At 73.6% G+C, this 26,613-nt stretch carries 26 protein-coding genes; 11 read left to right on the top strand and 15 right to left on the bottom strand.

Annotated elements, in window-relative coordinates; translation table 11 throughout:
• Positions 1–13: 13 nt before the first annotated feature.
• The gene (locus IE134_RS28645) at positions 14–1,084 is read right to left on the bottom strand and encodes an anti-sigma factor family protein (RefSeq protein ID WP_030716842.1); all 1,071 of its coding nucleotides are present in this window, start codon (positions 1,082–1,084) and stop codon (positions 14–16) included.
• A complete protein-coding gene (sigE, locus tag IE134_RS28640) occupies positions 1,081–1,842 on the bottom strand; it encodes an RNA polymerase sigma factor SigE (protein ID WP_172593797.1) in 762 nt (253 codons plus the stop codon). Before sigE ends, IE134_RS28645 begins: the two co-directional genes overlap by 4 nt.
• A 178-nt stretch (positions 1,843–2,020) precedes the next feature.
• On the opposite strand from sigE, the gene IE134_RS28635 reads away from it, so the two are divergent.
• Entirely contained in the window at positions 2,021–2,686 is a 666-nt protein-coding gene (locus tag IE134_RS28635) for an O-methyltransferase (RefSeq protein WP_078566537.1), read from the top strand.
• Positions 2,687–2,780: 94 nt separating this feature from the next.
• Here IE134_RS28635 and IE134_RS28630 read toward each other — a convergent pair whose 3' ends face one another.
• Complete coding sequence (locus tag IE134_RS28630) at positions 2,781–2,948, bottom strand: DUF3117 domain-containing protein (protein WP_003966491.1); 168 nt, start codon at positions 2,946–2,948, stop codon at positions 2,781–2,783.
• A 316-nt stretch (positions 2,949–3,264) separates the two neighbouring features.
• Here IE134_RS28630 and chcB point away from each other — a divergent pair, with 316 nt between their 5' ends.
• Entirely contained in the window at positions 3,265–4,077 is an 813-nt protein-coding gene (gene chcB, locus IE134_RS28625) for a 2-cyclohexenylcarbonyl CoA isomerase (protein WP_189432132.1), read from the top strand.
• A gap of 7 nt (positions 4,078–4,084) precedes the next feature.
• On the opposite strand, the gene IE134_RS28620 is transcribed toward chcB, so the two are convergent.
• Both IE134_RS28620 and IE134_RS28615 read right to left on the bottom strand, forming a co-directional pair.
• Positions 4,085–4,678 (bottom strand): DNA-3-methyladenine glycosylase I, encoded by a 594-nt coding sequence (locus IE134_RS28620; protein ID WP_189432130.1) that lies wholly within the window; start codon positions 4,676–4,678, stop codon positions 4,085–4,087.
• Positions 4,675–5,088 carry a hypothetical protein gene (locus IE134_RS28615; protein WP_030716850.1) on the bottom strand — a complete coding sequence of 138 codons (414 nt, stop codon included), beginning with the start codon at positions 5,086–5,088 and terminating at the stop codon, positions 4,675–4,677. Before IE134_RS28615 ends, IE134_RS28620 begins: the two co-directional genes overlap by 4 nt.
• A gap of 129 nt (positions 5,089–5,217) precedes the next feature.
• Here IE134_RS28615 and folP point away from each other — a divergent pair, with 129 nt between their 5' ends.
• Entirely contained in the window at positions 5,218–6,090 is an 873-nt protein-coding gene (folP, locus tag IE134_RS28610; protein WP_030716853.1) for a dihydropteroate synthase, read from the top strand.
• 226 nt (positions 6,091–6,316) lie between these two features.
• Here the strand turns inward: folP and IE134_RS28605 are convergent, their stop codons facing one another.
• Both IE134_RS28605 and dapE read right to left on the bottom strand, forming a co-directional pair.
• Positions 6,317–7,102, bottom strand: coding sequence for an LOG family protein (locus IE134_RS28605; RefSeq protein ID WP_010061632.1), 786 nt, complete (start codon positions 7,100–7,102; stop codon positions 6,317–6,319).
• A gap of 93 nt (positions 7,103–7,195) precedes the next feature.
• Positions 7,196–8,287 carry a succinyl-diaminopimelate desuccinylase gene (gene dapE, locus IE134_RS28600; RefSeq protein WP_030716855.1) on the bottom strand — a complete coding sequence of 364 codons (1,092 nt, stop codon included), beginning with the start codon at positions 8,285–8,287 and terminating at the stop codon, positions 7,196–7,198.
• Between the two features lie 61 nt (positions 8,288–8,348).
• Between dapE and IE134_RS28595 the strand changes: the two genes are divergently transcribed.
• A complete protein-coding gene (locus IE134_RS28595) occupies positions 8,349–9,275 on the top strand; it encodes a hypothetical protein (protein WP_229823757.1) in 927 nt (308 codons plus the stop codon).
• A 290-nt stretch (positions 9,276–9,565) separates the two neighbouring features.
• Positions 9,566–10,033, top strand: coding sequence for a hypothetical protein (locus IE134_RS28590; protein WP_030716865.1), 468 nt, complete (start codon positions 9,566–9,568; stop codon positions 10,031–10,033).
• Positions 10,034–10,131: 98 nt separating this feature from the next.
• Here the strand turns inward: IE134_RS28590 and IE134_RS28585 are convergent, their stop codons facing one another.
• Entirely contained in the window at positions 10,132–11,226 is a 1,095-nt protein-coding gene (locus IE134_RS28585) for a bifunctional succinyldiaminopimelate transaminase/glutamate-prephenate aminotransferase (protein ID WP_030716868.1), read from the bottom strand.
• A 111-nt stretch (positions 11,227–11,337) separates the two neighbouring features.
• A complete protein-coding gene (gene fdxA, locus IE134_RS28580; protein ID WP_003966501.1) occupies positions 11,338–11,658 on the bottom strand; it encodes a ferredoxin in 321 nt (106 codons plus the stop codon).
• A 117-nt stretch (positions 11,659–11,775) separates the two neighbouring features.
• Here fdxA and IE134_RS28575 point away from each other — a divergent pair, with 117 nt between their 5' ends.
• The 3 genes from IE134_RS28575 (at position 11,776) to IE134_RS28565 (ending at position 14,632) form a co-directional block, all read left to right on the top strand.
• Entirely contained in the window at positions 11,776–12,771 is a 996-nt protein-coding gene (locus IE134_RS28575) for a GNAT family N-acetyltransferase (RefSeq protein ID WP_098895566.1), read from the top strand.
• Positions 12,772–12,841: 70 nt separating this feature from the next.
• Positions 12,842–13,723 (top strand): transglutaminase-like and tetratricopeptide repeat-containing protein, encoded by an 882-nt coding sequence (locus IE134_RS28570; RefSeq protein ID WP_030716871.1) that lies wholly within the window; start codon positions 12,842–12,844, stop codon positions 13,721–13,723.
• 303 nt (positions 13,724–14,026) lie between these two features.
• On the top strand, positions 14,027–14,632 hold the full coding sequence (locus IE134_RS28565) for a response regulator transcription factor (RefSeq protein ID WP_030716872.1): 606 nt from the start codon (positions 14,027–14,029) through the stop codon (positions 14,630–14,632).
• On the opposite strand, the gene IE134_RS28560 is transcribed toward IE134_RS28565, so the two are convergent.
• From IE134_RS28560 to IE134_RS28540, 5 genes are all read right to left on the bottom strand, one after another.
• Positions 14,601–16,469, bottom strand: coding sequence for an ATP-binding cassette domain-containing protein (locus IE134_RS28560; protein WP_189432128.1), 1,869 nt, complete (start codon positions 16,467–16,469; stop codon positions 14,601–14,603). The two genes, IE134_RS28565 and IE134_RS28560, sit on opposite strands and share 32 nt — an antisense overlap.
• Positions 16,466–18,214 carry an ABC transporter ATP-binding protein gene (locus IE134_RS28555; protein WP_189432126.1) on the bottom strand — a complete coding sequence of 583 codons (1,749 nt, stop codon included), beginning with the start codon at positions 18,212–18,214 and terminating at the stop codon, positions 16,466–16,468. The genes IE134_RS28560 and IE134_RS28555 overlap by 4 nt, the downstream gene beginning before the upstream one ends.
• 92 nt (positions 18,215–18,306) lie before the next feature.
• A complete protein-coding gene (locus tag IE134_RS28550) occupies positions 18,307–18,438 on the bottom strand; it encodes a SapB/AmfS family lanthipeptide (RefSeq protein ID WP_003966507.1) in 132 nt (43 codons plus the stop codon).
• An 81-nt stretch (positions 18,439–18,519) separates the two neighbouring features.
• Positions 18,520–21,261 carry a class III lanthionine synthetase LanKC gene (lanKC, locus tag IE134_RS28545; RefSeq protein WP_030716883.1) on the bottom strand — a complete coding sequence of 914 codons (2,742 nt, stop codon included), beginning with the start codon at positions 21,259–21,261 and terminating at the stop codon, positions 18,520–18,522.
• A gap of 218 nt (positions 21,262–21,479) precedes the next feature.
• Positions 21,480–22,457: an ArsR/SmtB family transcription factor gene (locus IE134_RS28540; protein WP_098020474.1), complete on the bottom strand. Its 978-nt coding sequence runs from the start codon at positions 22,455–22,457 to the stop codon at positions 21,480–21,482.
• A gap of 118 nt (positions 22,458–22,575) precedes the next feature.
• On the opposite strand from IE134_RS28540, the gene IE134_RS28535 reads away from it, so the two are divergent.
• Positions 22,576–23,835: an MFS transporter gene (locus IE134_RS28535; protein WP_030716892.1), complete on the top strand. Its 1,260-nt coding sequence runs from the start codon at positions 22,576–22,578 to the stop codon at positions 23,833–23,835.
• The gene (locus tag IE134_RS28530; protein ID WP_030716896.1) at positions 23,832–24,416 is read left to right on the top strand and encodes a sugar O-acetyltransferase; all 585 of its coding nucleotides are present in this window, start codon (positions 23,832–23,834) and stop codon (positions 24,414–24,416) included. Before IE134_RS28535 ends, IE134_RS28530 begins: the two co-directional genes overlap by 4 nt.
• 62 nt (positions 24,417–24,478) lie before the next feature.
• Here the strand turns inward: IE134_RS28530 and IE134_RS28525 are convergent, their stop codons facing one another.
• Complete coding sequence (locus tag IE134_RS28525) at positions 24,479–24,985, bottom strand: DUF4265 domain-containing protein (RefSeq protein ID WP_030716900.1); 507 nt, start codon at positions 24,983–24,985, stop codon at positions 24,479–24,481.
• 297 nt (positions 24,986–25,282) lie between these two features.
• On the opposite strand from IE134_RS28525, the gene IE134_RS28520 reads away from it, so the two are divergent.
• Positions 25,283–26,613 (top strand): pectate lyase-like domain-containing protein (locus IE134_RS28520; protein ID WP_506417276.1); only part of this gene is annotated, 1,331 nt, incomplete at its 3' end.

Below are 26,613 nucleotides of genomic sequence, written 5' to 3'. Positions count from 1 at the left end.
GCGCAGGGCCCCGTCAGGGCCGGGGGGAAAGCGGGCTCGCCAGATCGTTGGCGGGCGAGCCGGAGGACGGCCCCGAGGGCAGCGAGGAGGGAACCGTCTTCGGCACCGCACCGCTGCCGAGCGCCGCCGCGAGCAGCGGGGTGCCGGAGGTCGCCGGGCGTATCAGCGGCGGCACGGACACGTTCAGCACGGGGAGCATGACCGGGTGTCCGCCCGAGGCCGCAGTGCCGAACAGCGGCGGAGCGGTCGGCGGTCCCTGCCGGTTCACCGGAGGGGTGACGGCCGGAACCACCGGGGTCGTCCCGGTGAGCGACGGGGGCACCGCGTTCGTCCCGGTCCCGGCGCTGCCGGTGCCCGGCCGCTCGGGAGCCCGGCCTTCGCCGGTCACCGCGAGGGCGCCGCCGCCCCGGCGGCTGACCGCCGTGGCGCCGTTCTCGGCGCGGGTCTCGGCGTCGAGCGGGGTGACGTTGTTCCCGGCGCCTTCGGCGCGCAGGGAGGATTCGGGGCCGGAGTCCAGCGGCAGGGTGCCGCCCAGCGCGATGGCCGCGAGGGAGACGGCGCTGGCCGCGGCGAACGCGAAGCGCCGCCCGCGCCAGGGCGAGCGGTCCGCGTCCCGGCCCACCTCGTGTATGCGGAAGGCCGAACCGGAGGCGGCCCCGCCGCGCAGCACGGCGGTGGAGCCATGGGTGGCGGGGAGGTAGCCGAAACCGTCCAGCGGGGAGGGCGCGGTGTCGGCGCGGGTGCTGCCGCCGGCGGGGCGCAGCCCGGGGAAGAACTCGTCGGCGAAGGGCCTCGGGCCGCCGAACGGTCCGCCGGAGCCGGTGTCGTCACCGCCGGGACCCCCGGGAAGGCCCTGCAGGCGGGCCAGGAACCCCTCGGAGGGCGAGGGTGAGGCGGACATGGCGAAGGCGCTCTTGAGGCGGCGCTGGGCGTCGGCCTCGGCCTTGCACTTGGCGCAGGTCGCCAGGTGGGCCAGGACCCGCTCACGGGCGTCGTGTTTCAGCTCGCCGTCGACCAGCGCGGCGAGCCGGTCCCCCAGGTGCGCTTCGGCAGGGGTGGGACCGGTCGGACCTGTGCCACTCACGCCAGTCCGCCCTCCCCCGCCAGGACCGCGTCCGCCAGGGAGCGCTGCTCGGCGCGGGCCTCGGGCGAACGGTGCTTGAGCGCCTTGCGCAGATGCGAGCGGCCGCGGTGGATCCGGCTGCGCACGGTCCCGAGCTTCACCCCGAGGGTGGCGGCGATCTCCTCGTAACTGAGGCCCTCGATGTCGCAGAGGACCACGGCCGCACGGAATTCGGGCGCGAGGGTGTCCAGCGCCTGCTGCACGTCGGCGTCGAAGTGGGTGTCGTTGAAGATCTGCTGCGGGGACGGCTCACGGCTCGGCAGCCGCTCGGCCGCGTCGTCGCCGAGCGAGTCGAAGCGGATGCGCTGCTTGCGCCGGACCATGTCCAGGAAGAGGTTGGTCGTGATGCGGTGCAGCCAGCCCTCGAAGGTGCCGGGCGTGTACGTCGACAGCGAGCGGAACACCCGGACGAAGACCTCCTGGGTCAGGTCCTCGGCGTCGTGCTGGTTTCCCGTCAGCCGGTAGGCAAGGCGGTACACGCGACCGCTGTGCGTGCTGACGATCTCTTCCCATGAGGGCGGGGTCCACGCCTGAGAGTCCGCATCAGAGGCGAAGGTCGCGGTCGGTGCGGAGTCTTCGGAAGAACGGTCAGCAATGTTGGTCACGGATTTCGGCTCACCGGCCGACCTGAGCAGGCGCCGCAGCACCCCTCCCCGGTCCACAGGCGCAGCCGCACCTCCCCTATCGGCTCTGGTGGTGTCCAGTGGAGCCCCTACCATAGCCACCTCGCCCGTTAGCTCCGGATAAGCCTTTTTCCCTGTTGGGGCCGGGCGTCGCCCGGAACTTTCACCCAGCTCACCGGTCCGGTCCGCGGACCCGGTCGCTGCGCTTTCCCCACTCCTTGCACAACGCCCGGTCCCATCTGCGGGTTCCCGGGTCCAGCGGATACAGTCACCGTTGCGCCAACTACGGGGACAGGAGAGGGTCATTACCGCCAACCGGCAGACGAGCTGGGCGTTCGCCGACGCCTTTGTCGCCGAGGACGAAGCACTGCACGTGGCCCGGGAGCGGGCTCGCGAGCTGGGGCTTCGCCCGGTGTCACCGGGCACCGGCGCCGCGCTGCGCCTGCTGGCCGCGGCCGCGGACGCCAAAGCGGTGGCGGAAATCGGCACGGGCACGGGCGTGTCCGGCATCTATCTCCTGCACGGAATGCGGCCGGACGGGGTCCTGACCACGGTGGACCCCGAGCCCGAGCGTCAGCAGTTCGCCCGGGAGGCGTTCCGCGCGGCGGGTTTCGCCACCAACCGGGCCCGGTTCATCCCCGGCCGCGCCCTGGACGTCCTGCCCCGGCTCGCGGACGGCGGTTACGACCTCGTCTTCTGCGACGGGGACCGGCTGGAGAGCCTCGATGTGCTCGCTGAATCGTTGCGCCTGCTACGTCCGGGCGGTCTGGTCTGCTTCGAGGGCGTCTTCGCGGACGGCCGTACGGTCGACTCGGCGGCCCAGCCGGCCGAGGTGCTGCGGCTGCGGGAGCTGCTGCGCGCGGTGCGCGAGAGCCAGGAGCTGATGTCGACCCTGCTGCCGGTCGGCGACGGGCTGCTCTGCGCGGTCCGGCGCGGCTGAGCGGCGCGGGACCGGGAACCGAGGACGGGCGAACGCACGACTGCCCGGCACGGAGACCGTGCCGGGCAGTCGTGAAGGTGATGGGCGTTCCGCGTCAGCCGACGACCTTCTTCAGCGCGTCGCCGAGGGCATCGGCCTCGTCCGGAGTCAGCTCGACAACAAGCCGACCGCCGCCTTCGAGCGGAACGCGCATGACGATGCCCCGCCCCTCCTTTGTCACCTCGAGCGGGCCGTCGCCCGTCCGCGGCTTCATGGCCGCCATGCTCGTTCCCCTTCCTGAAACCAGCTCATCGCAACCGGCGGCCCCATGACAGGCGCTGCCTCACCGGCATCGAACACATTGCTTCTTCGCCATTATCCCGCATCAATGACCCCGATGACCAACATCGGTCTGCATCGCTTGCGCAACGCGCTTTCCCAAAACCACCCAATTCGGCGATCCGGCTGCGATACTGCGCCGCCCCGGACCCCCAGGTGAGAGCCAATTGTTAGACGCAGGTCACATCTCTGCCCCGGTCGGCGTCGGCCATGCTTGCCTGCAAGGAGCAACGACGCCCGAGCAGCGAGGGGAAACCGGAATGGCCGACGAGCAGGCGAACACCGTTCTGTACGACGTGAGCGAGGGGCTCGCGACGATCACGCTCAACCGACCCGACGCGATGAACGCGCTGAGCACGGCGGCGAAGGTCGCGCTGCGGGACGCGCTGCTGGAGGCGTCGGCGGACCCGGCGGTCCGGGCGGTGCTGCTCACGGCCACCGGGCGCGCCTTCTGTGTCGGCCAGGACCTCAAGGAGCACATCGCCACGCTCGCGGCGACCCGCGATTCGGGCGGCGGCAACGCGCTGAGCACGGTGCGGGAGCACTACAACCCGATCGTGCGGGCGATCACGGAGATGGCGAAGCCGGTCGTGGCCGGGGTGAACGGCGTCGCGGCCGGGGCCGGGTTCGGTTTCGCGCTCGCGGCGGACTACCGGGTGGTCGCGGACACCGCCTCCTTCAACACCTCGTTCGCGGGCGTCGCACTCACCGCCGACTCGGGCGTGTCCTGGACCCTGCCCCGGCTGATCGGGCAGAGCCGCGCCGCCGATCTGCTGTTCTTCCCCCGGTCGATCTCCGCGCAGGACGCGCTGGAGCTGGGGATCGTCAACCGGGTCGTCCCGGCGGCCGAGCTGGCCGAGCAGGCGGCGGAGGTGGCCCGCACCCTGGCCGCCGGGCCCACGGTGGCGTACGCGGCACTGAAGGAGTCGATGGCGTACGGCGCCGGGCACACGCTCGCCGAGACGCTGGAGAAGGAGGACGAACTCCAGACCCGGGCGGGCGCGTCGCAGGACCACACCATCGCGGTGGAGGCGTTCCTCGCGAAGGAGAAGCCCGTCTACCTCGGGAAGTAGCCGCGCCTCAGCGGGGCACACCGCCGCCGCGCGCCACGCAGTCCGCGAGATGGTCGTCGACCAGTCCGCAGGCCTGCATCAGCGCGTAGGCGGTGGTGGGGCCGACGAAGCGGATCGAGCGCTTCTTCAGCGCCTTGGCGAGCGCGGTGGACTCCGGCGTGACGGCCGGGACGTCCGACAGCGTGCGCGGGGCGGGGCGGCCGGCCGGGTCGGGGGCGTAGGACCAGATCAGCTCGTCCAGCTCGTCGGCCGGCCAGCCGGCGAGCACCTTCGCGTTGGCGAGGGTCGCGTCGACCTTGGCCTTGTTGCGGATGATCCCCGGGTCGGCCAGGAGCCGTTCCCGGTCGGTGTCGGTGAACTTCGCGACCGCCTCGATGCGGAATCCCTCGAAGGCGGTACGGAAGGTGTCGCGGCGGCGCAGGATCGTGAGCCAGGAGAGCCCGGACTGGAAGGCCTCCAGGCAGAGCCGTTCGAACAGGGCGTCGTCCCCGTGGACCGCCCGGCCCCACTCGGTGTCGTGGTAGGCGAGGTAGTCCTCGGTGGACAGGCCCCAGGGGCAGCGCGGCCTGCCGTCGGCGGCGGCCACGGCTCCACCGCTCATCGGCCGTGCTCCTCGGTGCCGTCCGGGCCGTCCGCGCGGTCGGCCGGTTCCGCCGCGGGCCGGTCGCCGGGCTGCTTGAACAGGTCGGTGCCCGTCGTCACCGCGGCCGCCTGAGCCCCGGCCAGGGTGGATTCCAGCTCCGCGATCCGGGCGTCGCGCTCGGCCAGCTCGGCGCCGAGCCGGGACAGCGCCTCGTCGACGTCCACCATCCGGTAGCCGCGCAGGGCCATGGGCAGGCGCAGCGCCTCGATGTCCGCCCGGCCGACGGGGCGGGCGGCCGGCAGCGGGTCGGTGAACCGCTCGGGCGGTACGTCCTGGAGCACCGCGCTCCCACCGCCTCCGACCACCGCGAGGGTGACCGCGGTGACGACCACGACCATCGTGAGCAGCAAGAACCAGAACACGCGCATCTCCCCGGGGGCGGAAACCTCGTCCGGCTCCGATCGTGCCATGCGGCACCGACAGGTCGGGGCCGGGCCACGAAAGGCCGTAGGGTCGGCAGGCGGTTCGTAGGCGGCTCTATGAGGAGGAAAGACGGGATGCGCAGCGGGGCACTCAGGCTGGGGCGGCGGGAATTCGGTCCGCACGAGCCGGTGATCATGGCGATCGTGAACCGGACCCCGGACTCCTTCTACGACCAGGGCGCCACGTTCCGGGACGAGCCGGCGCTCGCCCGGGTCGAGCAGGCGGTGGCCGAGGGCGCGGCGATCATCGACATCGGCGGGGTGAAGGCGGGCCCCGGCGAGGAGGTGACCGCCGAGGAGGAGGCGCGCCGCACGGTCGGGTTCGTCGCCGAGGTCCGCCGCCGCCACCCGGACGTGGTGATCAGCGTGGACACCTGGCGGCACGACGTGGGCGAGGCGGTCTGCGAGGCCGGGGCGGATGTGCTGAACGACGCGTGGGGCGGGGTGGACCCGAAGCTGGCGGAGGTCGCCGCGCGGTACGGGGTGGGGCTCGTGTGCACGCACGCGGGCGGCGCGGAGCCGCGGACGAGGCCGCACCGGATCGCGTACGACGACGTCATGGCGGACATCCTGCGGGTGACGGTGGGGCTCGCGGAGCGGGCGGTGGAGCTCGGCGTGCGGCCGGACGGGATCATGATCGATCCGGGGCACGACTTCGGGAAGAACACGCGGCATTCGCTGGAGGCGACGCGGCGTCTGGAGGAGATGGCCGGGACCGGGTGGCCCGTGCTGGTGTCCCTGTCCAACAAGGACTTCGTGGGCGAGACGCTGGACCGGCCGGTGAAGGAGCGGGTCATCGGGACGCTGGCGACGACGGCGGTGTCGGCGTGGCTGGGGGCGCGGGTGTACCGGGTGCATGAGGTGGCGGAGACGCGGCAGGTTCTGGACATGGTGGCGTCCATTGCCGGGCATCGGCCGCCGGCCGTGGCGCGGCGGGGGCTGGCGTAGTTCCTTGCCGCCTGGCGCCTGCCCCGGCGGGCGGGACCGGGGCGCTCCCGCTCCTCAAGCGCCGGAGGGGCTGGAACCGATGCCCTCAATCGCCGGGCGGGCTTGATTTCGCGCGGCCCGGCCGGCCCGCCCGACCCGCCCGGCGCCGGGGAAAAGATGTCCTCAATCGCCGGACGGGCTTAATGGTGGCCGGGCGGGCTTGATTTCGCCGGGTGGGCAGAAACAGCTACCGCCCGACCTCCTTCGTCACCAGCATCACCGCTTCCTCCACGTCGTCCGTCACGTGAAACAGCAGCAGGTCCTTCTCCGAGGCCTTGCCCTGGGCCACCACCGTGTCGCGGAGCCAGTCGATCAGGCCGCCCCAGTACGCCGTGCCGAACAGGACGATCGGGAAGCGGGTGACCTTGCCGGTCTGGACGAGGGTCAGGGCCTCGAAGAGTTCGTCCAGGGTGCCGAGGCCGCCGGGCAGGACCACGAAGCCCTGCGCGTACTTCACGAACATCGTCTTGCGGACGAAGAAGTAGCGGAAGTTGACGCCGATGTCGACGTGCGGGTTGAGGCCCGACTCGAAGGGCAGCTCGATGCCGAGGCCGACCGAGACGCCCTTGGCCTCCCGGGCGCCCTTGTTGGCCGCCTCCATCGCGCCCGGGCCGCCGCCGGTGATCACCGCGAAGCCCGCGTCGACCAGGGCCTTGCCGATCGCCACCCCGGCCTCGTACTCCGGCGATCCGGCGGGGGTGCGGGCCGAGCCGAAGACGCTGATCGCGCTCGGCAGTTCGGCGAGCGCGCCGAAGCCCTCGACGAACTCAGACTGGATGCGCATCACCCGCCAGGGGTCGGTGTGCACCCACTCGGAGTCGCCCTCGGAGTCCAGCAGCCGCTGATCGGTCGTACCGGGCTGGACCTGCTCCCTGCGGCGCAGGACCGGGCCCAGCCACTGTTCCCCGGGGCTGACCGCGCCCTCGGGAACCTCCGCACCCTCGGGGATCCGTGCGTCTTCGGCGTTGCCCATGTTCCGCTCCCTCCACCAACCTGCTTCGTCCGGCCAGCGTAGATCGGCGGAGGTTACGGAGGGGGGAATGTCGTGCGTCGAGCGGTCAGCGGGTCAGTCGGTCAGCCAGGAGCGGAGGCGCTCCTCGCAGTGGGTGATCTTGTCGACGGCCACGTGCTCGTCGCGCTTGTGGGCGTACATCGGGTCGCCGGGTCCGTAGTTCACCGCGGGGACGCCGAGCGCGCCGAAGCGGGAGACGTCGGTCCAGCCGAACTTGGGCCGGGCCGTGCCGCCGACGGCGGTCATGAACGCCTGGGCGGCGGGGTGGGAGAGGCCGGGCATGGCGGCGCCGGAGTGGTCGTCGATGACGATCTCGGCCACGCCGCAGTCGGCGAAGACCTCGCGGACGTGGGCGACGGCCTCCTCCTCGGTGCGGTCGGGGGCGTAGCGGTAGTTGACGACGACGGTGCAGGCGTCCGGGATGACGTTGGTGGCGACGCCGCCCTCGATGCCGACCGCGTTGAGGCCCTCGTGGTATTCGAGGCCGTCGATGACGGGGCGGCGGGGCTCGTACACGGCCAGGGCGGCCAGGATCGGCGCGGCGGCGTGGATCGCGTTGGACCCCATCCAGCTGCGCGCGGAGTGGGCCCGCTCCCCCGTCGTGCGCAGGTGGACGCGCAGCGTGCCCTGGCAGCCGCCCTCGACCTCGCCGTCGGAGGGCTCCAGCAGGACGGCGAAGTCTCCGGCGAGCCAGTCGGGGTGCGCGTCGGCGATGTGGCCGAGGCCGTTGAGGTGGGCGGCGACCTCTTCGTTGTCGTAGAAGATGAAGGTCAGGTCGCGGTTGGGCGCGGGGACCGTCGCGGCGATCCGGAGCTGGACGGCGACGCCGGACTTCATGTCGGAGGTCCCGCAGCCCCAGAGGATGCCGTTCCCGTCGAGGCGGGAGGGGACGTTGTCGGCGATCGGCACGGTGTCGATGTGCCCGGCGAGGACGACGCGCTCGGCGCGGCCCAGGTTCGTGCGGGCGACGACGTTGTTGCCGTACCGGTCGACGGTGAGGTGCGGCAGCGCGCGCAGGGCCGATTCGATCGCGTCGGCGAGGGCCTTCTCCTCCCCGCTGACCGAGGGGAAGTCGACGAGCCGGGCGGTGAGCGCCGGTCCGTCCAGGGTGAGGTCAAGGGCGGGGTCAAGGGTGCTGTCGGCCATGGACCCGACCCTAAGCGACTGGGGTATCGGCCCCGCCCGGGCCCTCCAGTACGGTGGGCCCGTGTCCAGGACAGCCAGCCCTCGCCGACGACGCCTCTTCCGCTACGGGGCCGCCTTCGCCGTGCTCGCGGCCCTGGGCGGCTATCTGGCCGTGCAGTACGACTCCTCCGGTTCGAAGAACCCGCCGCGCTGTGTGGTGGAGGCGAAGGACGGGGACGAGGGCGAGACCCAGCGGTACGAGATGAGCCTCGCCCAGGCCGTCAACGCGGCGACGATCTCCGCGGTGGGCACCACCCGGGGGATGCCCGAGCGGGCGGTGACGATCGCGCTGGCGACCGCGCTCCAGGAGTCCACGCTCCGCAACATCGACTACGGGGACCGGGACTCGCTGGGGCTGTTCCAGCAGCGGCCCTCGCAGGGCTGGGGCAAGCCCGCGCAGCTCATGGACCCGGTCTACTCCGCCGGGGAGTTCTACGACCATCTCGCCGAGGTCCCGGGCTACTCGCGGCTGCCGCTGACCGTGGCCGCGCAGCGCGTGCAGCGCAGCGGGTTCCCGCAGGCGTACGCGAAGCACGAGCCGGACGCCGCGCTGCTGGCCGCCGCGCTGACCGGGCGCCGGCCGGCCTCGCTGAACTGCACCCCGTCGACCGCCACGGCCGAGGGCCCGGGGGATGCCGGTCAGGTGCGGGCCGAGCTGGTGCGGGCCTTCGGCAAGGACGTGCTGCCCGCCGCGAAGGCCGCGGGCGCGTCCGCCGCCTCGACCGTCTCGGTGCCCGTCCCGGCGACCTCGGCGCGCGCCGAGGACAAGGCGTCGCCGCGGCGCGGCTGGGAGCTGGCGCACTGGGCCGTGGCGCAGTCCGAGGCGCTGCGGATCGAGCGCGTGAGCTATGCCGACCGGGTCTGGGAAGCCGGTACGGGTTGGCGGACGGAAGACGCGAAGGGCAAGGAAACGGGCACGACCGCGGTCAGGATCCAGGTCGTTCAGTAGTACGCCCTGTCACTCGTACGGGCCATGAGGGCCGGGCTCCCGAGCTCCTTTCACGCGGCCTCTCGCGGCCTTGCACCTCTGCCCCGATTCCCTTGTACGGCAAGGGAAGTGACGGTTCATCGGGTACCGGCGGTATGGATTGTTTGCCCGGGTTCTTCCGCTGCGGATAATCGGACGCATTACTCAGTCTTTGCCTTTGCCCGCCGCAACCTTCCCCTCCCCCGCAGCGGTTGTCAGTGCGTCCGATCACCGGACAGACAGATTCGTGCACAACCCGCTGAAGGAGCATCATGTCCCTCCCCCTGACCCGTCGGATCGCTCGTGCCGCGCTGCTGATCGCCGCTGGCGCGACCCCCGTGGTCGGTGCGGCCGGTGCCGCGAGCGCCGCAGATCTCCCGGCGGCCCCGGAGCTGGGCGGCCTGACCGCACTGGACGGCGCGAACGTCGGCAACACCCTGGACAGCACCGCTCAGCAGGGCACCCAGGCCGCCGGTGAGACCGGCGGCCGGCTCGTCGGCACCGCGCTCCCGGCGGCGGGCGAGACCGTCGGCAAGTCCGCCAAGGTCGCCGTCCCGGCCGCCCAGGAGACCGCCGGCCAGGCCGCGGGCAACGCGGGCGAGGCCGTCGGCGGGGTGGCCGACGCCGCCGGTGGCGGCCTGCCGACCGACGGCCTCGGTGGCGGTCTGCCCACCGACAGCCTCGGCAAGGGCGGCCTGCCCACCGACGCCCTGCCGCTGAACGGCCTGCCGATCGGCTGATCCCCCACGCACATGCGGGAGGGCCTGAGGAGTGCGCACTCCTCAGGCCCTCCGGCATTGCCGGGCCCCGCGCATCCGGGCCCTCCCGCGTATCCGGATCAGGACAGGCGCTTGACCGCCGCCGCCACCCGCTCGTCCGTCGCGGTGAACGCCACCCGGACGAAGCTCGCGCCCGCCGGACCGTAGAAGTCGCCGGGCGCGACCAGGATGCCCCGCTCCGCGAGGTACGCCACGGTGTCCCAGCACGGCTCGTCGCGGGTCGCCCACAGGTAGAGGCTCGCCTCGCTGTGCTCGATGCGGAAGCCGTGCGCCTCCAGGGCCGCACGCAGCGCGAGGCGCCGGTCGGCGTACCGGGCGCGCTGCTCGGAGACGTGCACGTCGTCGCCGAGGGCGGCGACGGTGGCGGCCTGGACGGGGGCGGCCGTCATCATCCCGCCGTGCTTGCGGATCAGCAGCAGCTCACCGAGCACGGCCGCGTCGCCCGCGATGAACGCGGCGCGGTATCCGGCCAGATTGGAGCGCTTGGAGAGCGAGTGGACCGCCACGATGCCGTCGTAGTGGCCGCCGCAGACGTCCGGGTGGAGCACCGAGACCGGTTCGGCGTCCCAGCCCAGCTCCAGGTAGCACTCGTCGCTGAAGACGAGGACGCCGTGCTCGCGCGCCCAGGCGACGATCCGGGTCAGCTCGTCCTTGGACAGCACCTTGCCGGTCGGGTTGGACGGCGAGTTGAGCCAGAGCAGCTTCAGCCCCGCCGGGTCCAGCTCGGTCGGGTCGTCGTAGACGACGGGCTCCGCGCCGCAGAGCCGGGCGCCGACCTCGTACGTCGGGTAGGCGAGCCGGGGGTAGGCGACCTTGTCGCCCGCGCCGAGCCCGAGCTGCGTCGGCAGCCAGGCCACCAGCTCCTTGGAACCGACGACAGGCAGCACGTTGGCGTGGGTGACGCCGACCGCGCCGAGGCGGCGCTCCACCCATCCGGTGAGCGCGTCCCGCAGGGCCTCGGTGCCCCACACCGTCGGATAGCCGGGGCTGTCCGCGGCGGCGACCAGCGCCCGCTGGATCAGCTCGGGGACCGGGTCGACCGGGGTGCCGACCGACAGGTCCACGATGCCGTCCGGGTGGGCCTGGGCCGTCGACTTGTAGGGCGCGAGCTTGTCCCAGGGGAAGACGGGGAGGCGGGAGGAGACTGCGGACACGGGGCTCTGCTTTCTCGGGGTGTTCGGGTACGGCGGCGGCACGGGGAAACGGCTCGGTCCCGCACGGGGACGAGCCGTACGGGACCGAGCTGTGCGCGTGGTGCCGCCGTATTACTGGTTCTGCGGCGGCAGTCCGGCGACGAACGCGTGGTCGCGCTCGATGAGACCGAGCTTGGAAGCACCGCCCGGCGAGCCGAGGTCGTCGAAGAACTCGACGTTCGCCTTGTAGTAGTCCTTCCACTCCTCCGGGGTGTCGTCCTCGTAGAAGATGGCCTCGACCGGGCAGACCGGCTCACAGGCTCCACAGTCGACGCACTCGTCCGGGTGGATGTACAAGGACCGCTGGCCCTCGTAGATGCAGTCGACGGGGCACTCTTCGATGCAGGCCTTGTCCTTCACGTCGACACAAGGCTGCGCGATGACGTAGGTCACGCTGTCGTTCCTCCTCGGTAGGGCGTTGGCTCTCGCGCGGGAGCGCGGCGTCGTCGATGCCCGCCCCTAGTATCTCCGTTCTCGGGCACGATCCGAACAGGAGGGGCGGACAGAGCTGTGGAATTCACCATCGGCGGACGGCTGGAAGTCCGCATCACACCCGCTGACGTGGGCAAACGCGTGTCCGTGCGGCGCCGGACGGACAGCGGCGGCACGGGCGCGCAGTTCACCGACGTGGTCGGCGTGCTCACATCATGGAACGACGGTGTGGTGTCGATCACACGAAAGAGCGGGGAATCCGTCCACATCGTGGAATCTTCCCTGGTCGCGGGCAAGGTCGTGCCCGCCGCCCCGGCCCGGCGCCGGGGTCCCGCCACCTCCTTCGAGGAGCTGGCGGCCGTCACCGCGCGCGCCTGGCAGCCGGTGGAGAGCGAGGCGCTGGGCGACTGGCGGCTCCGCGCGGCCGGGGGCTTCACCCGGCGCGCCAACTCCGTCCTGCCGCTCGGCGATCCGGGTCTGCCGCTCGGCGAGGCGTTCGGGCGCGTCCGCCGCTGGTACGAGGAGCGGGGCCTGCCCGCGTACGTCCAGACGGCGACCGGGGCCGAGGGCACGCAGGAGCTCCTGTGCGCGGAGCTGGAGGAGTACGGCTGGCGGCGCGAGGTGTCGGCGGAGGTGCGGATCGCCGCGCTGGCGCCGGTCGGGGACCGGGAGGCGGAGGTGTCCGCGGTCCGGCTGACCCGGGAGCCGGACGCGGCCTGGCTCGCCCGCTACCAGCGCTTCTCCGAGCCCGGCCCGCATGTACTGCGGGTGCTGGGCAGCGGTCCTTCGGTCTGGTTCGCCACGGTGCCGGGGAGCGGCGACGCACCGGATGCGATCGGGCGGTGTGTCGTGGACGGCCGGTGGGCCGGCTTCATGGCCGTGGAGGTCGCCCCGGAGCAGCGGCGGCGCGGACTGGCCACGACGGTGATGACCGCGCTGGCCCGCCGCGCGCTGGACGAGGGCGCTTCGGCGGCCTGGCTCCAGGTCGAGGAGGACAATGAGGGGGCGCGGGCGCTGTACGACGGCATGGGGTTCGCGGGCCATCACCGGTACCACCACTACCGCTCGGCGTGAGGGGTCACGCGGCGCGCCGCACAGGCCGGGACCGGGGCGGGGACAGGACGAGCAGGGGCGTGGGTCGGACATGAGCGGGCTGGATTCCGGGGCGGCCGAGCGGCGGCGGCAGTTCGCCGAGGAGGCCCGGTCCGAGCGGCCGGACCTCGCCCTCCTGTGCCTGCTGCTGGGCGCGGAGGCCGGGCCGGTGGGGCCGGCCGAGGTCGTCCCGGTGACTCCGGGGGAGCCCGTCCCCGACCCGTACGGCATCGACGCCGCGCAGATCGAGCTGGACCGGCTGGCGGGGCTGCTGCCCTACGGCTCCCGCTCCCCCGCCGGCTGGGCCTCGGCGCTGGCCGAACTGCTGGGTGAGCGGTGCGGGTTCGGCGGCTCGTCGGCCGACTACCAGCGGCTGGACTCCTCGCTCCTCCAGCAGGTGCTGCGGCGCCGCCGGGGGCTGCCGATCCTGCTCTCGGTCGTCTGGATCGAGGTCGCGAGAAGGGCGGGCGCCCCGGTGTACGGGGTGGCGCTGCCCGGGCACTTCGTGGTCGGCTTCGGCGACCGGGAACACCCGGTGCTGGCCGATCCGTTCGCCGGGGGCGCGCCGCTGACCGGCCAGGACGCGGAGCTGCTGGTCACCGGGGCGACCGGGGCGGCGCTGGAGCCGTCGATGATGGTTCCCGCCCGCCCGCTGGAGATCGTGCTGCGGATCCTGAACAACATCCGGGCATGGGCGGCGGCCCGGCCCGAGCGCACGGACGTGGCCCTGTGGGCGGTGGAGCTGTCGCTGCTCCTGCCCTCGCATCCGGCCAGGCTCCGCTACGAGCACGCCCAGCTCCTCGTCCAGCGCGGTGAATTCCTGCGCGGGGCGGCGGAGATGGAGGAATATGCGGAGATCCTCGCCGAGATCGAGCCGACAACGGCCGAGAACATCCGGCGCAAGGCTCACGCGGCGCGCGCCCTGCTGAACTGAACCCGGTTCTCCGGTAAGCATTTCCGTGGATCGGCGGATCCACGGCTCCGCCGATCCACGGAAATCCGCCTGACCTCACTCGTGCCAGTGCCCCGGCCGTGGCGAGACGGATGGGTCCGTGAGCGATGTGCGCTCCCGGTTTACATCCGAACGCCCCCTTCCGCGCCCAACGGTGGCGTTATTCGGCCCGTTCGTCGGCGTACACGAATGCCCATGCGCTCAACTGGAAACCCGTCACGGGGCGCGTACGGTCCATCGCATTCCGCGTTGGGCGGGCGCAAGAGAAGAGCTGAGGGCAGATTGATGACAACCGTGCTGCTGGTCCACACCGTGCCGTTGTGGCGCGCATCGCTGGCATCGCTCCTCGGCACGGGGCGGGGCATAGAGGTCCGCACCGCCGAACGCGGTGCGATACGTGCGGCGTTGAGCGGCGGGTGCCCCGACGTGCTGCTCACCGACCTCGACTGTCCGGGCGCACGGGACGTACTCGACGAGGTGAAGACGGTCACCGCACCGCATGGAGGAACGTATCCCCTCGCGGTACTCACCCGCAGCGACCAGCCGCGCGGCCTGCGGCGGGCGTACGAGGCGGGAGCGCTCGGCTACATCGACAAGTACCGCCCGGTGGACGACCTGTCCGAGGTGATGCACAAACTGGCGGACGGTGGACGGCATATCGACGAATCGCTGGCCTTCAGTCTCCTGCAGGTGGCCGACATGCCGTTATCGCCGAGGGAATTGAGTGTGCTCTCGATGGCCGAGGAGGGTGACAACGTGGCCGGGATAGCCGCGCGACTGCACCTGACGCCGGGGACCGTTCGCAATTATCTGGCCGCCGCCATCCGGAAGTCCGGGGCGCGGAATCGGCTGGACGCGATCAGACGGGCGAAGGAGGCGGGGTGGATCTGATGGCGCGCTCCTCGACGAGCCGCCGCTGTTCCCGCCGCGCTTCCTCCGGCACGTCCCGCCCCGGCACCGCATCCGCTTCCTCCGGCTCCCAGAGGCCGGACAGGTCGCGGTAGAGGGCGCTGGAGCGCAGGAGTTCGCCGGGGGTGCCGCACTGGGTGTGGGGGCCGTCCATCACCAGGGTCCGGTCGGCGCGGCGGGCCGAGCTGAGCCGGTGGGCGACGACGACCAGCGCGCCCGGCAGGGTGGCGAACGCCAGCTCGGCGCGGGTCTCGGCGGCCGGGTCGAGCCGGCTGGTGGCCTCGTCGAGGATCAGCAGCGGCGGGGCGGCGAGGTAGGCCCGGCCGAGCGCGACGAGCTGCCGTTCGCCCTGGGAGAGCCGGTCCGGTTCGACGGCCGCGTCGAGGGAGCCGAGCCGGGAGAGGAGCGTGTCCAGGCCGACCGCGTCCGCCATGGCCGCGATCTCCCGGTCGTGGGCGTCGGGCCTGAGGTAGCGGAGGTTGTCCCGCAGCGAGCCGCTGAACACATAGGCGTGCTGGGGCAGCAGGACGCGTACGGAGGTGGCGTCGGCCGGCCGCGCCGGGCGCCCCCGCCACCGCACCGCTCCCCCGGTGGGCCGCTCGGTCCCGGCGAGGACGGCGGCCAGGGTCGACTTGCCGCTGCCGCTCGGGCCGACGACCGCGAGGTGCTCGCCCGCCCCGACCGTCAGGGAGAGCCGGTCCAGGACGGGGTGGGCGCGGGGCCCGTACGCGAAGGTGACCTCGTGGAGTTCGGCGACCGGGGTGGCCTCCCGGGCAGCACTCCGAGAGGCGGGCGGGGCGGCCTCACGGGCCGGTTCGTCGGCGGGCGGGGGCGGGGCGTCCGTGAAGCGGTCCAGGACCACGACGAGGCGGCCGCCCGCCGTGCCCAGCATGGTCATCAGCGCCTGGACGGCGGGGGCCAGCGCCTGGGTGAGGTAGGTCAGCGCGCCGACGAGACCGCCCGGTGTCAGCCCGTTCCGCAGCAGCCAGGGCGCCCCCAGGAGCAGCAGGAGCGGCGGGAACCGGCCACAGACCGCGAGGGCCACCACCCGGACGGCCGACCAGCGGGCCAGCGAACGGGAGGCGGCGAGCTGGGCGTCGGCGAGGGCCCGGGACTCGGCCACCGTCCGCTCGGCGGTTCCGGCGGCGGCGATGTCGCGTACGGAGGCGGCGAGTTCCCCCGCGTGCGCGGCGTACGCCTCGTCGGCGGCGAGGTAGGCGCGCTGGCGGGCGGCCATCGGCGGCAGGGTGCCGAGGAACAGCGCGGCCCCCAGGACCAGGGGCGGCAGCACGATGAGGAGGAGGGCGGGCGAGAGGGCCAGCAGGCCGGTGACGGCTCCGGCGGCCGTGAACACGAACGACCGCAGGGTCAGGACGAGTCCGGCCCAGCCGTCCCGGGCGATCTCACTCTGATGAGTGACCTGGGAGAGGGACCGGGTGCCGACATGGCCGGAACGGCCGAGCGCGCCCGACAGCGCCCGCGCCACCGCACGCCGCACCAGCCCGTCCCGCAGCGGCTCCACCAGGTCGGCGAGCCGGCCGAACACTCCACGGGCGGCGAGCACGGAGGGCAGCACGGCGACGGCGGCGACGGCCAGCCAGAGGAGGCCGGTCGCCGGACGTCCGGCGAGGAAGCCGTCGTCGAGGGCGCGGGCGACCCCGTATCCGCTGAGGAAGGTCTGCGCGAACTCCAGCAGGGACCACCCGGACAGCCGCAGGATCGCCCCGGTGCGCGCCCGCAGGAAGGGCCGGGCCTCGCGGGCGACCCGGCGCAGGGCGGTGTCGCGCGCGGGGCGTGCCGGGTCGTGGCCGGGCTTCATCGGGGCTCCGCTGCGGCGAGGGGGGAAGGCGCGCTGGTGTCCGTGCTGAAGACCGCCCGGTAGTCCGGGTCCTCCCACAGCTCGTCGTGGCGGCCCGTCGCGCGGAGCCGGCCGTCCTCCAGCCAGGCGACCCGGTCCGCCCGCGCGGCCGAGGACAGCCGGTGCGCGACGATGATCCGGGTGCAGCGCCCGGCCCGCGCGTCGAGGGCGCGGCGGACGTGGTGCTCGGTCACGGTGTCGAGGCTGGACAGCGCGTCATCGAGGATCAGCAGCCGGCCCGGGTGGGCGAACGCACGGGCCAGCCCCAGGCGTTGGCGTTCGCCGCCGGAGAGCGGGGCGTCGGCGACCGGGGTGGCGTAGCCGTACGGGAGCAGCGCGAGGAACCCGTCGGCGCGGGCCGCGCGGGCCGCTTCGCGCACGGCGTCGGGCGCGGCGGTCCAGGGGCCGTGGGCGATCGTGTCCTCGACGGTGGTGCCGAGGAGGGCGGGGCGGGCGAAGGCGTACGCCACCTCGCGGCGGAGCCGGGCCGGTTCCATGCCGTCCAGCGGGACGCCGTCGAGCAGCACGCTGCCGGTGTCCGGGTCGAGCAGCCGCCCGGCGACCGCGGCCAGCTGGGACTTGCCGGAGCCGGAGCGTCCGACGACGGCCAGGGACGTGCCGCCGGGGACGGTCAGGTGGACCCCGGTCAGCAGGGGTCGGCCGTCCTGTTCGACACCGACGTCGCGGAGTTCGAGGTGTCCGGGGGCGTCGGGGACCGGGCCCAGGCCGCGGTGGGGCAGCGGGGCGAGGGTGAGGAGCGGGTCGAGGCTCCGGGCGGCGGCGCGGCTGCGGGCCAGGGAGCCGAGCGCTCCGGTGAGGGAGCCGATGCCGACGGCGAGGCTCGCGTAGCGGGAGGCGGCGACGAGTTCGCCGACGCCGATCGCGCCCGCGCCGAGCCGGAGTCCGGCGACCGCGAGGACCAGCAGCATGAGCAGGGGCAGCAGGAGGCCGCTGCGGCCGACGGCCCGCCCGTACACGGTCCAGGTGCGGCGGCCGTGGTCGGCGAGGGCGGTCAGGGGTTCCAGGACGCGGCGGTGTTCGCGGGCGCCCGTGCGGGCGGCGCGGATGGTGTCGGCGCCGTCCAGCGCCTCGGTGAGCCGGTGGGCGATGAGCGACTGGGCCCGCTGGTAGTCGGCCCCGGCGTCGGCGGTGCCCCGGGTGAAGGTGCGGAGCAGGAGGACCAGCAGAGGGGCACCCAGGAGGAGGGCGGCGGCCGTCCAGACGTCGATGAGGAGGAGCCCGACGAGCGCGCCGAGCGGGAGCAGGACGCCCGCGACGGCTCCGGCGGCGGTGACGGGCGCGGAGGCGGCGTCGGCGGTGCGGGCGGTGAGCCGGGCGGTGAGGTCGCCGGTGGGCAGGGCGAGGGCCCGGCGGGGTTCGGCGGCCAGGATCCGGGCGGCGGTGCGGGTGCGCAGGTGTGCGGTGAGCCGGGCGCTGGTGGTCGTGCCGGTCACGGCGGCCGCCGCGTCGAACCCGGTCTCGGCGAGGGTGAGGGCGGCGCAGAGCAGCAGCCCGGACCAGGGCACGGGCCCGCCGGAGACGAGCCGGTCGACGGTGTGTCCCAGGGCGGCGGGCAGGGCGAGGGCGGCGAGCGCCCCGCTGGTGGAGCAGAGGAACAGCCAGGTGAGGGCGGCCGGGTGCTGCCGGGCGAGCCGTCGGGCGCCGGACGCCGTGCCGGGGCTCGGGTCCGGGTGCGGCAGCGGCACGGGGTCGCCTTTCGGGTCGGGGGTGCGGCCCCAGCGGGCACGTGGCCGGCCGGCCCGTCGGTGGTGCTCACCGACGGGCCGGCCGGTGCGGGTCACGGGGTGCAGAGGACCACGCTGAGGGAGCTGTACTCACAGACCAGCAGCGAGACCTGGCTGCCCGTGGCGAGCTCGCCGAAGGAGTCCTCGGCCGGGGTGTCCATCGCCTGAAGGTCGAGAAGCGCCATGATGTGTCCTTTCGGGGACGATTGGTGGTGCTCTGGGCGGTGGTGCTGGAACGACCCCGGGTGGGGCCGGTCCGACGGCCCCTAACGGGGCCGGTTCGTGGGGCCGCTCGCGCGGCCGGGGTGTGCCGCCGCCGGAGCGGCGGGCAGGAAGGGAAGTCCGGTGGGGCGGCCGGCAGCGGCGCCCAGGGCGAGGAGAGCGCCGGCGGTCCCGGTGGCCAGGTCCATCGACAGGCGCATCAACTGCTCCCCGGGGAAGGCGAGTCCGCCGCCGAACGCCAGGGCGTGACTGCCCAGCAGGTCGGTGTGGCGGTCGATCGCGCGCTGCCGGTCGGCCGGGTCGCACAGCGGGGTGGCCGCGAGGTGCAGCAGGAGTCCGGCGGAGCCCCTGAACAGTCCGGGCTGGACGTAGAAGGCGGAGAGCGCGGCCGGGAGCAGGGCCCGGCCCGCCGTCTCCAGCTCCGGGTCGGGACGCTGGGCGAGGTAGGCGTCGATGACGGCCGCGATGCCGGCGCTGCCCGAACCGACGTACGGCATCAGCCGCTTGCCCTCGACGACGAGGAGTGACCCGTCGTCCCCGGCCCGGCAGCGTTCCAGGTCGCGGCGGAGTGCGGCGGCGGCCAGGTCGAGCAGGGCGGTGTCCCCGGTGGTCGCGTACCTGCGGATCAGCAGCAGGGCGATGCCGCTCGCGCCGTGCAGCAGTCCGGTGCGGGGCGACGGCGGACCGTCGACGAGCGCGCGGACGGCGAGGGCGGTGCAGCGGTCCGCGGCGGCGGACAGGGCCGGGGCGTCGGTGGCGGATGCGGTGCGGGCCAGGTCGTCGAGGGCGAGGCCGATGCCCGCGTACCCGTTGTGCAGCCCGGGCGCGAGTCCCTCCAGGGGCTGGTCGAGGATGATCCGGAGGAGGTCGGCGGCCTCGGCGGTGCGGCCGATCCGGTGCAGGGTCCAGGCGATGCCGGTGAGCCCGTCGTAGAAGCCGAGGGGGCTGCCGGACGCCGGGTCCTTGGCGTGCCGCAGGAGCCAGTCCTCGGCCGGTGCGCACGGTGGGGCACCGGTCTCGTGGAGGGCGTAGAGCACCCCGGCCGCCCCGTACGCGAAGGACTGGCCGCCGGTGGCGGTGGCGAACTGGGCGATGTCCCCGGGGAAGCAGCGGTCGTCGCGCTCCGGTGTGCAGGAGGCGGTGACGGCCCGGGCGAGAGCGTCGCGGGCGCGCGGCCAGTCGCGGAGATCGGCGGGCGAAGCGGAAGCGAGGCCGGAGGCGGAAGCCGAGGCCGTGCCGGAGTCGCGGCCGGAGCCGGAAGCCTGGCCGGAGTCGCGGCCGGACGCGGAGGCGGGCGTCGTACCGGAAGTCGCGGCCGGAGCGGGCCGGGCGCCGGCCTCCCCCGCGTTCCGCATGTCCCGCAGGATCTCCTCGACCGCCGGTCGCAGCGCCTCCTCCGCGACCGGGAAGGCGCGGGCGATGTCGCGGGCGAGCCCGGCGGCCTTCGTGCGGTCGATGCCGAACAGGGTGGTGAGCGGCAGGTACAGGGCGAGCCGCAGACAGGCGAGTGCGTAGCGGTCGATGTCGGTGCCGCGCCGGTCGGCCGGGGCGACGAAGGCCGGGTTGGCGACGATCTGGCGGCGGCGATCGGCGGCCGGGGAGGCCGCCTCGAAGTCGAGCAGGACGATCCGTCCGGCCTCCTCGTCGACCATGACGTTGCTCATGTGCAGATCGCTGATGACGATGCCCCGCTCGTGCACCGCCTCGACGGCCCGCTCGACCTGCCCGTACAACTCCTCCGCCCACGCCGTGTGTTCGGCGAGGAGTTCGGGTGACGGGTGCTGCCGGGCGAGCGGGAAGCGGCGGGCGAACACGGTGTTGAGGGTGGTGCCGGGGATGTACTGGAGGACCAGGAAGTGGTGGTCGCCGACCTGGAACACGTCCCGGACGTCCGGGACGCAGTCCAGCCCGGCCAGGTGTTCCAGGGCGGTCCTCTCCCGTTCGAGCCGGGCCACGGCGTCCGCCCCGTCGGCGGCCAGACCGGCGTGCGGCCGGGCCTCCTTGAGGACGACCTGCTCGCCGGTGCGGGTGTCGCGGCCGAGGTAGACCCCGCCGCCGTTGGAGAAGTGCAGCGCCTTCTCGACGGCGTACGGGAGGTCGGCGAGGCCCACGGCGGCCCGGGCTTCGAGGTGCGGCATCAGAAAGCCGGGCGGGGTCACCCAGGAGGGGACGCGGAAGGCGGGGCCCCGGTCGTCCGGGACGAGCCGGCCCTGCGGGTCGGCGACGGCGGGCACGGGCCGCCCGTCCGGACCGGAGCAGAAGCGGGCGGCGAACGCACCGTACCGGGTGTGCACGGGCCCGTTCCCGCACCGCAGATCGCTCAGGATGTACGGGCCGTGCTCGCCCTCCAGGAGCTGCATCAGGGCGGTGCACACCTCGGGGAACGCTTCCTCGGACGGCGGGTAGACGGTGATGAACTTCCCGCTGCCCGCCCGGTCCGCGTACTTGGCGTTCCGCAGGGCCAACAGCCCCGCGTTCGGTATGCACTTGAAGGCGATCCGGTGCTCCAGACAGTGGGCGGTGACCCGGTCGAGCACGGAGGCCGCGTTGTCGAGGGCGGCGGATATGTGGATCTTCCAGCCCTGGGCCGGCAGCCGCAGCCCGTCGGGGCTGTAGGAGAGCCAGTCACCGCGCCGGGAGCGGGTCCACCCCTCGGGGGCGGAGCCACGGACGGCCGCGTAGAACGAGCTCTCCGCGTCGACGGCTCCGCCCGGCCCGAGGGAACGGTGAGGTGCGTCGTAGAAGCGGCGGTCCGCCTGGCAGTACGCGGCGTACTCCGGATTCACCCACGGCCCCCTCACTCGGTTCCTCCGCGTCGTTCGCGGCGAGAGAGAAGTTGTCATAACGACGAGCGGTGCCCATAGTCACCGTTGTCACGACTCGTACATGCGCGCCAACCATGCGGAGCGCACCTCGTACTGATGCGTATCCGATCCTCGCCGCGCCAGGAAAGGCCGCCGCCCGGGGGCGCGCGGGGGCGTGCACCGGGCGCTCTCGCCTCTTCTCAGCCCGCGCCGCGCGCCAGGATGTCGCCCGCCTCGGTACGGAAATAGAGCACGGAGCGGCCCGCCCGGCGGCGGCGGACCAGTCCGGCGTCCAGCAGGATCCGCAGATGGCGGCCGACGGAGCCGAGTCCCTGGCCGGTCAGCGCGACGAGCTGCGTCGTGCTGAGCGGGGAGGCCAGCAGCGACAGGACGGCCGCCCGCGCCGGGCCGATGAGCGCGCCCAGGGCGGCGGGTACGGGCATGTGCCCGGCCCCGGCGAGCGCGCCGGAGCACGGGTACACCAGCCCGTACCGGTGCGGGATGTCCCAGCAGACCCAGGACTGGTTCGGGGTGACGGGGATGAACAGCAGCTGGGCGCGGTCCAGTTCGCGGGGCGGGTTGTCGTAGGTGTTGATCTGCAGTCGGCTGCCGCCCAGCCAACGGACCCCGGGCCGCATGCCGTTCAGGGCCTCGGCCCAGCCCGCCCGGCCCAACTGGGCTGTACGGGCGACCACATCGGCCTCCAGGACCCGCTGCCGCCTCGGCCAGTCGGGCAGCACGGTGTGCGTCCAGACCCACGCGACGGCGTCGGCGGCGCGCTCGGCCAGATCGTCCCGGTCCAGCGCGGCGGGCAGCGGCCCGCCCAGCGCCACGGCCAGATCGGCGCGCGCCCGGTCGGGCGGGGTCGCCCGGACCCGTGCCAGCTCCTCGGCGAAGGAGGGCGGGGCCTGGCCCGGCGGGGCGGGGACCGGTGCGGGGGTGAGGAAGTCGGCGGTCCAGCGGGGCGCGAGGGCGGAGCGGATCACCAGCGCGGAGACCGGGTCGCCGGCCGCCCGCCGCCGGTACGCGGGCAGATGGGCCTCCAGCCAGGCACGCTCCCCCGGGTGCGCGGCGGTGGCCCGCTCCAGGAGCAGCAGGCTCGCGACGGCCTCCGCGAGCGGCGAGACGACGAACCGGCTGCTCGCGAGCGTGTCCGCACTGACCTGCCACCAGCCCACGCCCACCACCGCCCGTTCTTTCCTGTCCACCTTGTCGGCTCCGGGCCGACCCGCCCCAGGCTTTCGCGTCCGCGCGAAACAGTAACGGCCCCGGTGACGGCGTCCGGAGACTCCGTCCATGCGCACCTACCGCGAACTGTTCCGGACCCCGGAGTTCACCCCCTTCTTCGCGGCCGTCTCCGTGCAGACGGCCGCCCAGACCGCGACCGGCCTGGCGCTGGGCACCCTCGTGTACGCCCGGACCGGCTCGCCCCTGCTCTCCGCGCTGGCGATGTTCGGCCCGTCGCTGGCCCAGGTGGCCGGGGCGCTCACCCTGCTGTCGGCGGCGGACCGGCTGCCGCCGCGCTCCGCGCTGACCGCGCTCGCCCTGCTGTCGGCGGGGGCCGCCTGCGTCCAGGCCGTCCCCGGGCTGCCGTTGTGGGCCGCGTTCGCGGTTCTGCTGGTGATGGGGGTGGCGGCGTCGCCGGGCGGGGGCGTGCGGTACGGGCTGCTCAACGAGATCGTGCCGCGCGAGGGGTTCCTGCTCGGCCGCTCGGTGCTGAACATGACGGGCGGTGCGATGCAGATCTGCGGATTCGCGGTGGGCGGGGCGCTGGTGGCGGTGTTCTCGGCGCGCGGCACGCTGCTGGTCGGGGCGGCCCTGTACGTCGTCGCGGCGGCCGTGACCCGGCTCGGGCTGACCGCCCGGCCCCCGAGGGCGACCGGCCGCCCCTCGATCGGGGAGACCTGGCGGACGAACGCGCTGCTCTGGTCGGCCACGCCGCGCCGGTACGTGTTCCTGGCGCTGTGGGTGCCCAACGGGCTCGTCGTCGGCTGCGAGTCCCTGTACGTGGCGTACGCGCCCGGGCACGCCGGGCTCCTCTTCGCCTGCGGGGCCCTGGGGATGCTCGCCGGGGACACACTGGTCGGGCGGTTCGTGGCCGCCCGATGGCGGGCCCGGCTGGGGGCGCCGCTGCGGCTGCTGCTGGCCGCGCCCTACCTGCTCTTCGCGCTGCGCCCGGGGCTGCCCGTCGCCCTGGCGGTGGTCGTCGTGGCGAGCGTCGGCTTCGCCGCGAGCCTGCTGCTCCAGGAACGGCTGCTGGCCCTCACCCCGCAGGAGCTGAGCGGCCACGCGCTCGGACTCAGCTCCTCGGGGATGCTCGCGATGCAGGGGGTGGGCGCGGCCGTGGCGGGCGGCATCGCCCAGGTGACCTCCCCGGCGACGGGCATGGCGGCGGTCGCGGGCCTCTCGGTGGCGGTGACGCTGGCGCTGGCCCCGGGGCTGCGTGCGCCGGTCGACGCCGACGGGGGCAGACTGCTCGGAGCGGACGGATCACCGTCACCGCGAGCGTCCCGTACACCCCGCACCGCACATCCCGCACCGGAAGAGACGACATGAGCGACAACGCCAGGCCCAGCCAGAAGGAAGCCATGCTCTCCGGCGAGCTGTACCTCGCCGACGACCCCGAACTGGCGGCGGAGGCCCTGCACGCGGCCGTGCTGAGCGAGCGCTACAACGCCACGTCGGCCGCCGACCCCGAGGCCCGGCGCGCGGTGCTGGCCGAGCTGCTCGGCGAAGTGGGCGAGGGCGTGGAGGTACGGCCGCCGCTGCGGGTCGACTACGGCTACCAGACCACCATCGGCCCGCGGACGTTCATCAACTTCGGCGCGGTCCTCCTGGACGTCGGCCGCATCACCATCGGCGCGGACGTCCAGATGGGCCCGAACGTCCAGATCCTCACCCCGACCCACCCCGTCGACCCCGAGCAGCGCCGCGCCAAGTGGGAGGCCGCCGAGCCGATCACCATCGGCGACAACGTGTGGCTGGGCGGCGGGGTGATCGTCTGCCCCGGGGTGACCATCGGTGAGAACACGGTGGTCGGCGCCGGGGCGGTCGTCACGAAGGACCTGCCCGCGAACGTGGTGGCCGTCGGCAACCCGGCCCGGGTGATCCGGACGATCGGCGAGCCGGAGGCGTAACCCGAGAGGGGTCTCCGCACACCGGTACTCCACGCGCCCGTGGACGCTCCCGCACCCGTGTCCTACGCCGACCGCCAGGCATCCGTGTCGCACGCGACCTCGAAGTGCCACCAGCCCTCGTCCCGGCCCCGGGCGAGCAGCGCCTTCACCCCGCGCAGGTCCGCGCCGCCGGGCACGGTCAGGGCGACCAGCGGGAAATCGGCGCTGAAGACCTCGCCCGTGAGCCCGAATCCGGCGAGTCGCTCGTGCACGGCCCGAACGTCCTGCCCGAGCGGACCGTCCGGCACGGGCAGCACCCGGACCGTGCAGTTGCCGGAGTCCGTCACCCGGCCGACGGCCCAGTGCACTCCGTCGCCGTCCGTCCGGAACCGTACGGTCTCGCCCTCGGCGACCCCGTCCCGGAGGAAGGGCACGTTGTCCACCCGCGCGGTGTCCGGGCCGAGCCGTGTCGCCCACAAGCCCTCCGTCTCGTACGGCGGCGGCCCGTCCTCGCGCGGGGCCACCCGGAACCAGACCTTGATCTGATCGGCTTCGCGGGGTGGGCGTTCCGGACCGGCGGGGGAACTCATGGCCCCATGGTCCCCCGCGCGCGGCGCGTCCGCCTGTCCACCGCCTCGACCAGGCACGACGTCAGCTTCTGAAGTCAGCGACCCTCCCCCACCGCGCCGGGACCGCCAATTTCCCGACATTCAGGGTCAGTTGTTGGATTCAGCCGCATCTTCCGAGGCTCCTGACGCACACCTCTTGACGCGTACAGGCCCACAGGGGAAACATCGGCGTAACGAGAGAGCGCTCTCCCAAACCTCCCCCCAGGCTCTCTCGCCCGTTCGTCGTGCACACGTACCACGACCCAGGAGACGTACCTCATGCATGCTCCCCCCACTCCCCCCACCGCCCCATGCACCCGCCTCCGCACCCGGGCCCTCGGGTTCGCCGCGCTCGCCGTGGCGATGCTGATGTCCGTGCCCACGGCCCAGACGGCCTTCGGCGAGGAGGCCGAGGCCGTGCCGGGCGGCGGCGACCTCGGTCCGAACGTCCATGTCTTCGACCCGTCCACGCCCGACATCCAGGGCAAGGTCGACGAGATCTTCAAGAAGCAGGAGTCCGCGCAGTTCGGCCTCGACCGCCACGCGCTGATGTTCAAGCCGGGCACGTACGACAACATCAACGCGCAGATCGGCTTCTACACGCAGATCGCGGGTCTCGGCCTCAACCCGAACGACACCACGTTCAACGGTGATGTGACGGTCGACGCGGGCTGGTTCGACGGCAACGCGACGCAGAACTTCTGGCGTTCGGCGGAGAACCTGACGCTCAACCCGGTCTCCGGGACCAACCGCTGGGCGGTCTCCCAGGCGGCCCCGTTCCGCCGGATGCACGTCAAGGGCGGGCTGAACCTCGCGCCCGACGGTTACGGCTGGGCCAGCGGCGGCTACATCGCCGACTCCAAGATCGACGGCGAGGTCGGCCCGTACTCGCAGCAGCAGTGGTACACCCGCGACAGCTCCGTCGGCGGCTGGGTCAACGGCGTCTGGAACATGACGTTCTCGGGCGTCGAGGGCGCACCGGCCAACAGCTTCCCGGAGCCGCCGTACACCACGCTCGACACCACACCCATCTCACGCGAGAAGCCCTTCCTCTACCTCGACGGCGCCGACTACAAGGTCTTCGTCCCCGAGAAGCGCGAGAACGCGCGCGGTGTCTCGTGGGCCGACGGCACCCCGGCCGGCGAGTCGATCCCGCTGGACCAGTTCTACGTCGTGAAGGAGGGCGCGGACGCCGCAACGATCAACGCGGCCGTGGAGCAGGGCCTGCACCTGCTCTTCACGCCCGGCGTCTACCACATCGACGAGACGATCACCATCAACCGCGCGGACACCGTGGCCCTCGGCCTCGGCCTGGCCACGATCATCCCGGACAACGGGGTGACCGCGATCAAGGTCGGTGACGTGGACGGGGTGAAGCTCGCGGGCCTGCTGGTCGACGCGGGCCCGGTGAACTCCGAGACGCTGATCGAGGTCGGCCCCGAGAACGCCTCGGCCGACCACTCCGCCAACCCCACCTCGCTGCAGGACGTGTTCGTGCGGATCGGCGGGGCGGGTCCCGGCAAGGCGACCACGAGCATCGTCGTCAACAGCGACGACACGATCATCGACCACACCTGGGTGTGGCGTGCGGACCACGGCGAGGGCTGGGG

The organism is Streptomyces rubiginosohelvolus (genome assembly GCF_014649875.1).
Lineage (GTDB): Bacteria > Actinomycetota > Actinomycetes > Streptomycetales > Streptomycetaceae > Streptomyces > Streptomyces rubiginosohelvolus.
The sequence above is the reverse complement of the archived record's forward strand: the minus strand, read 5'-3'. Positions and strand labels throughout refer to the sequence as shown.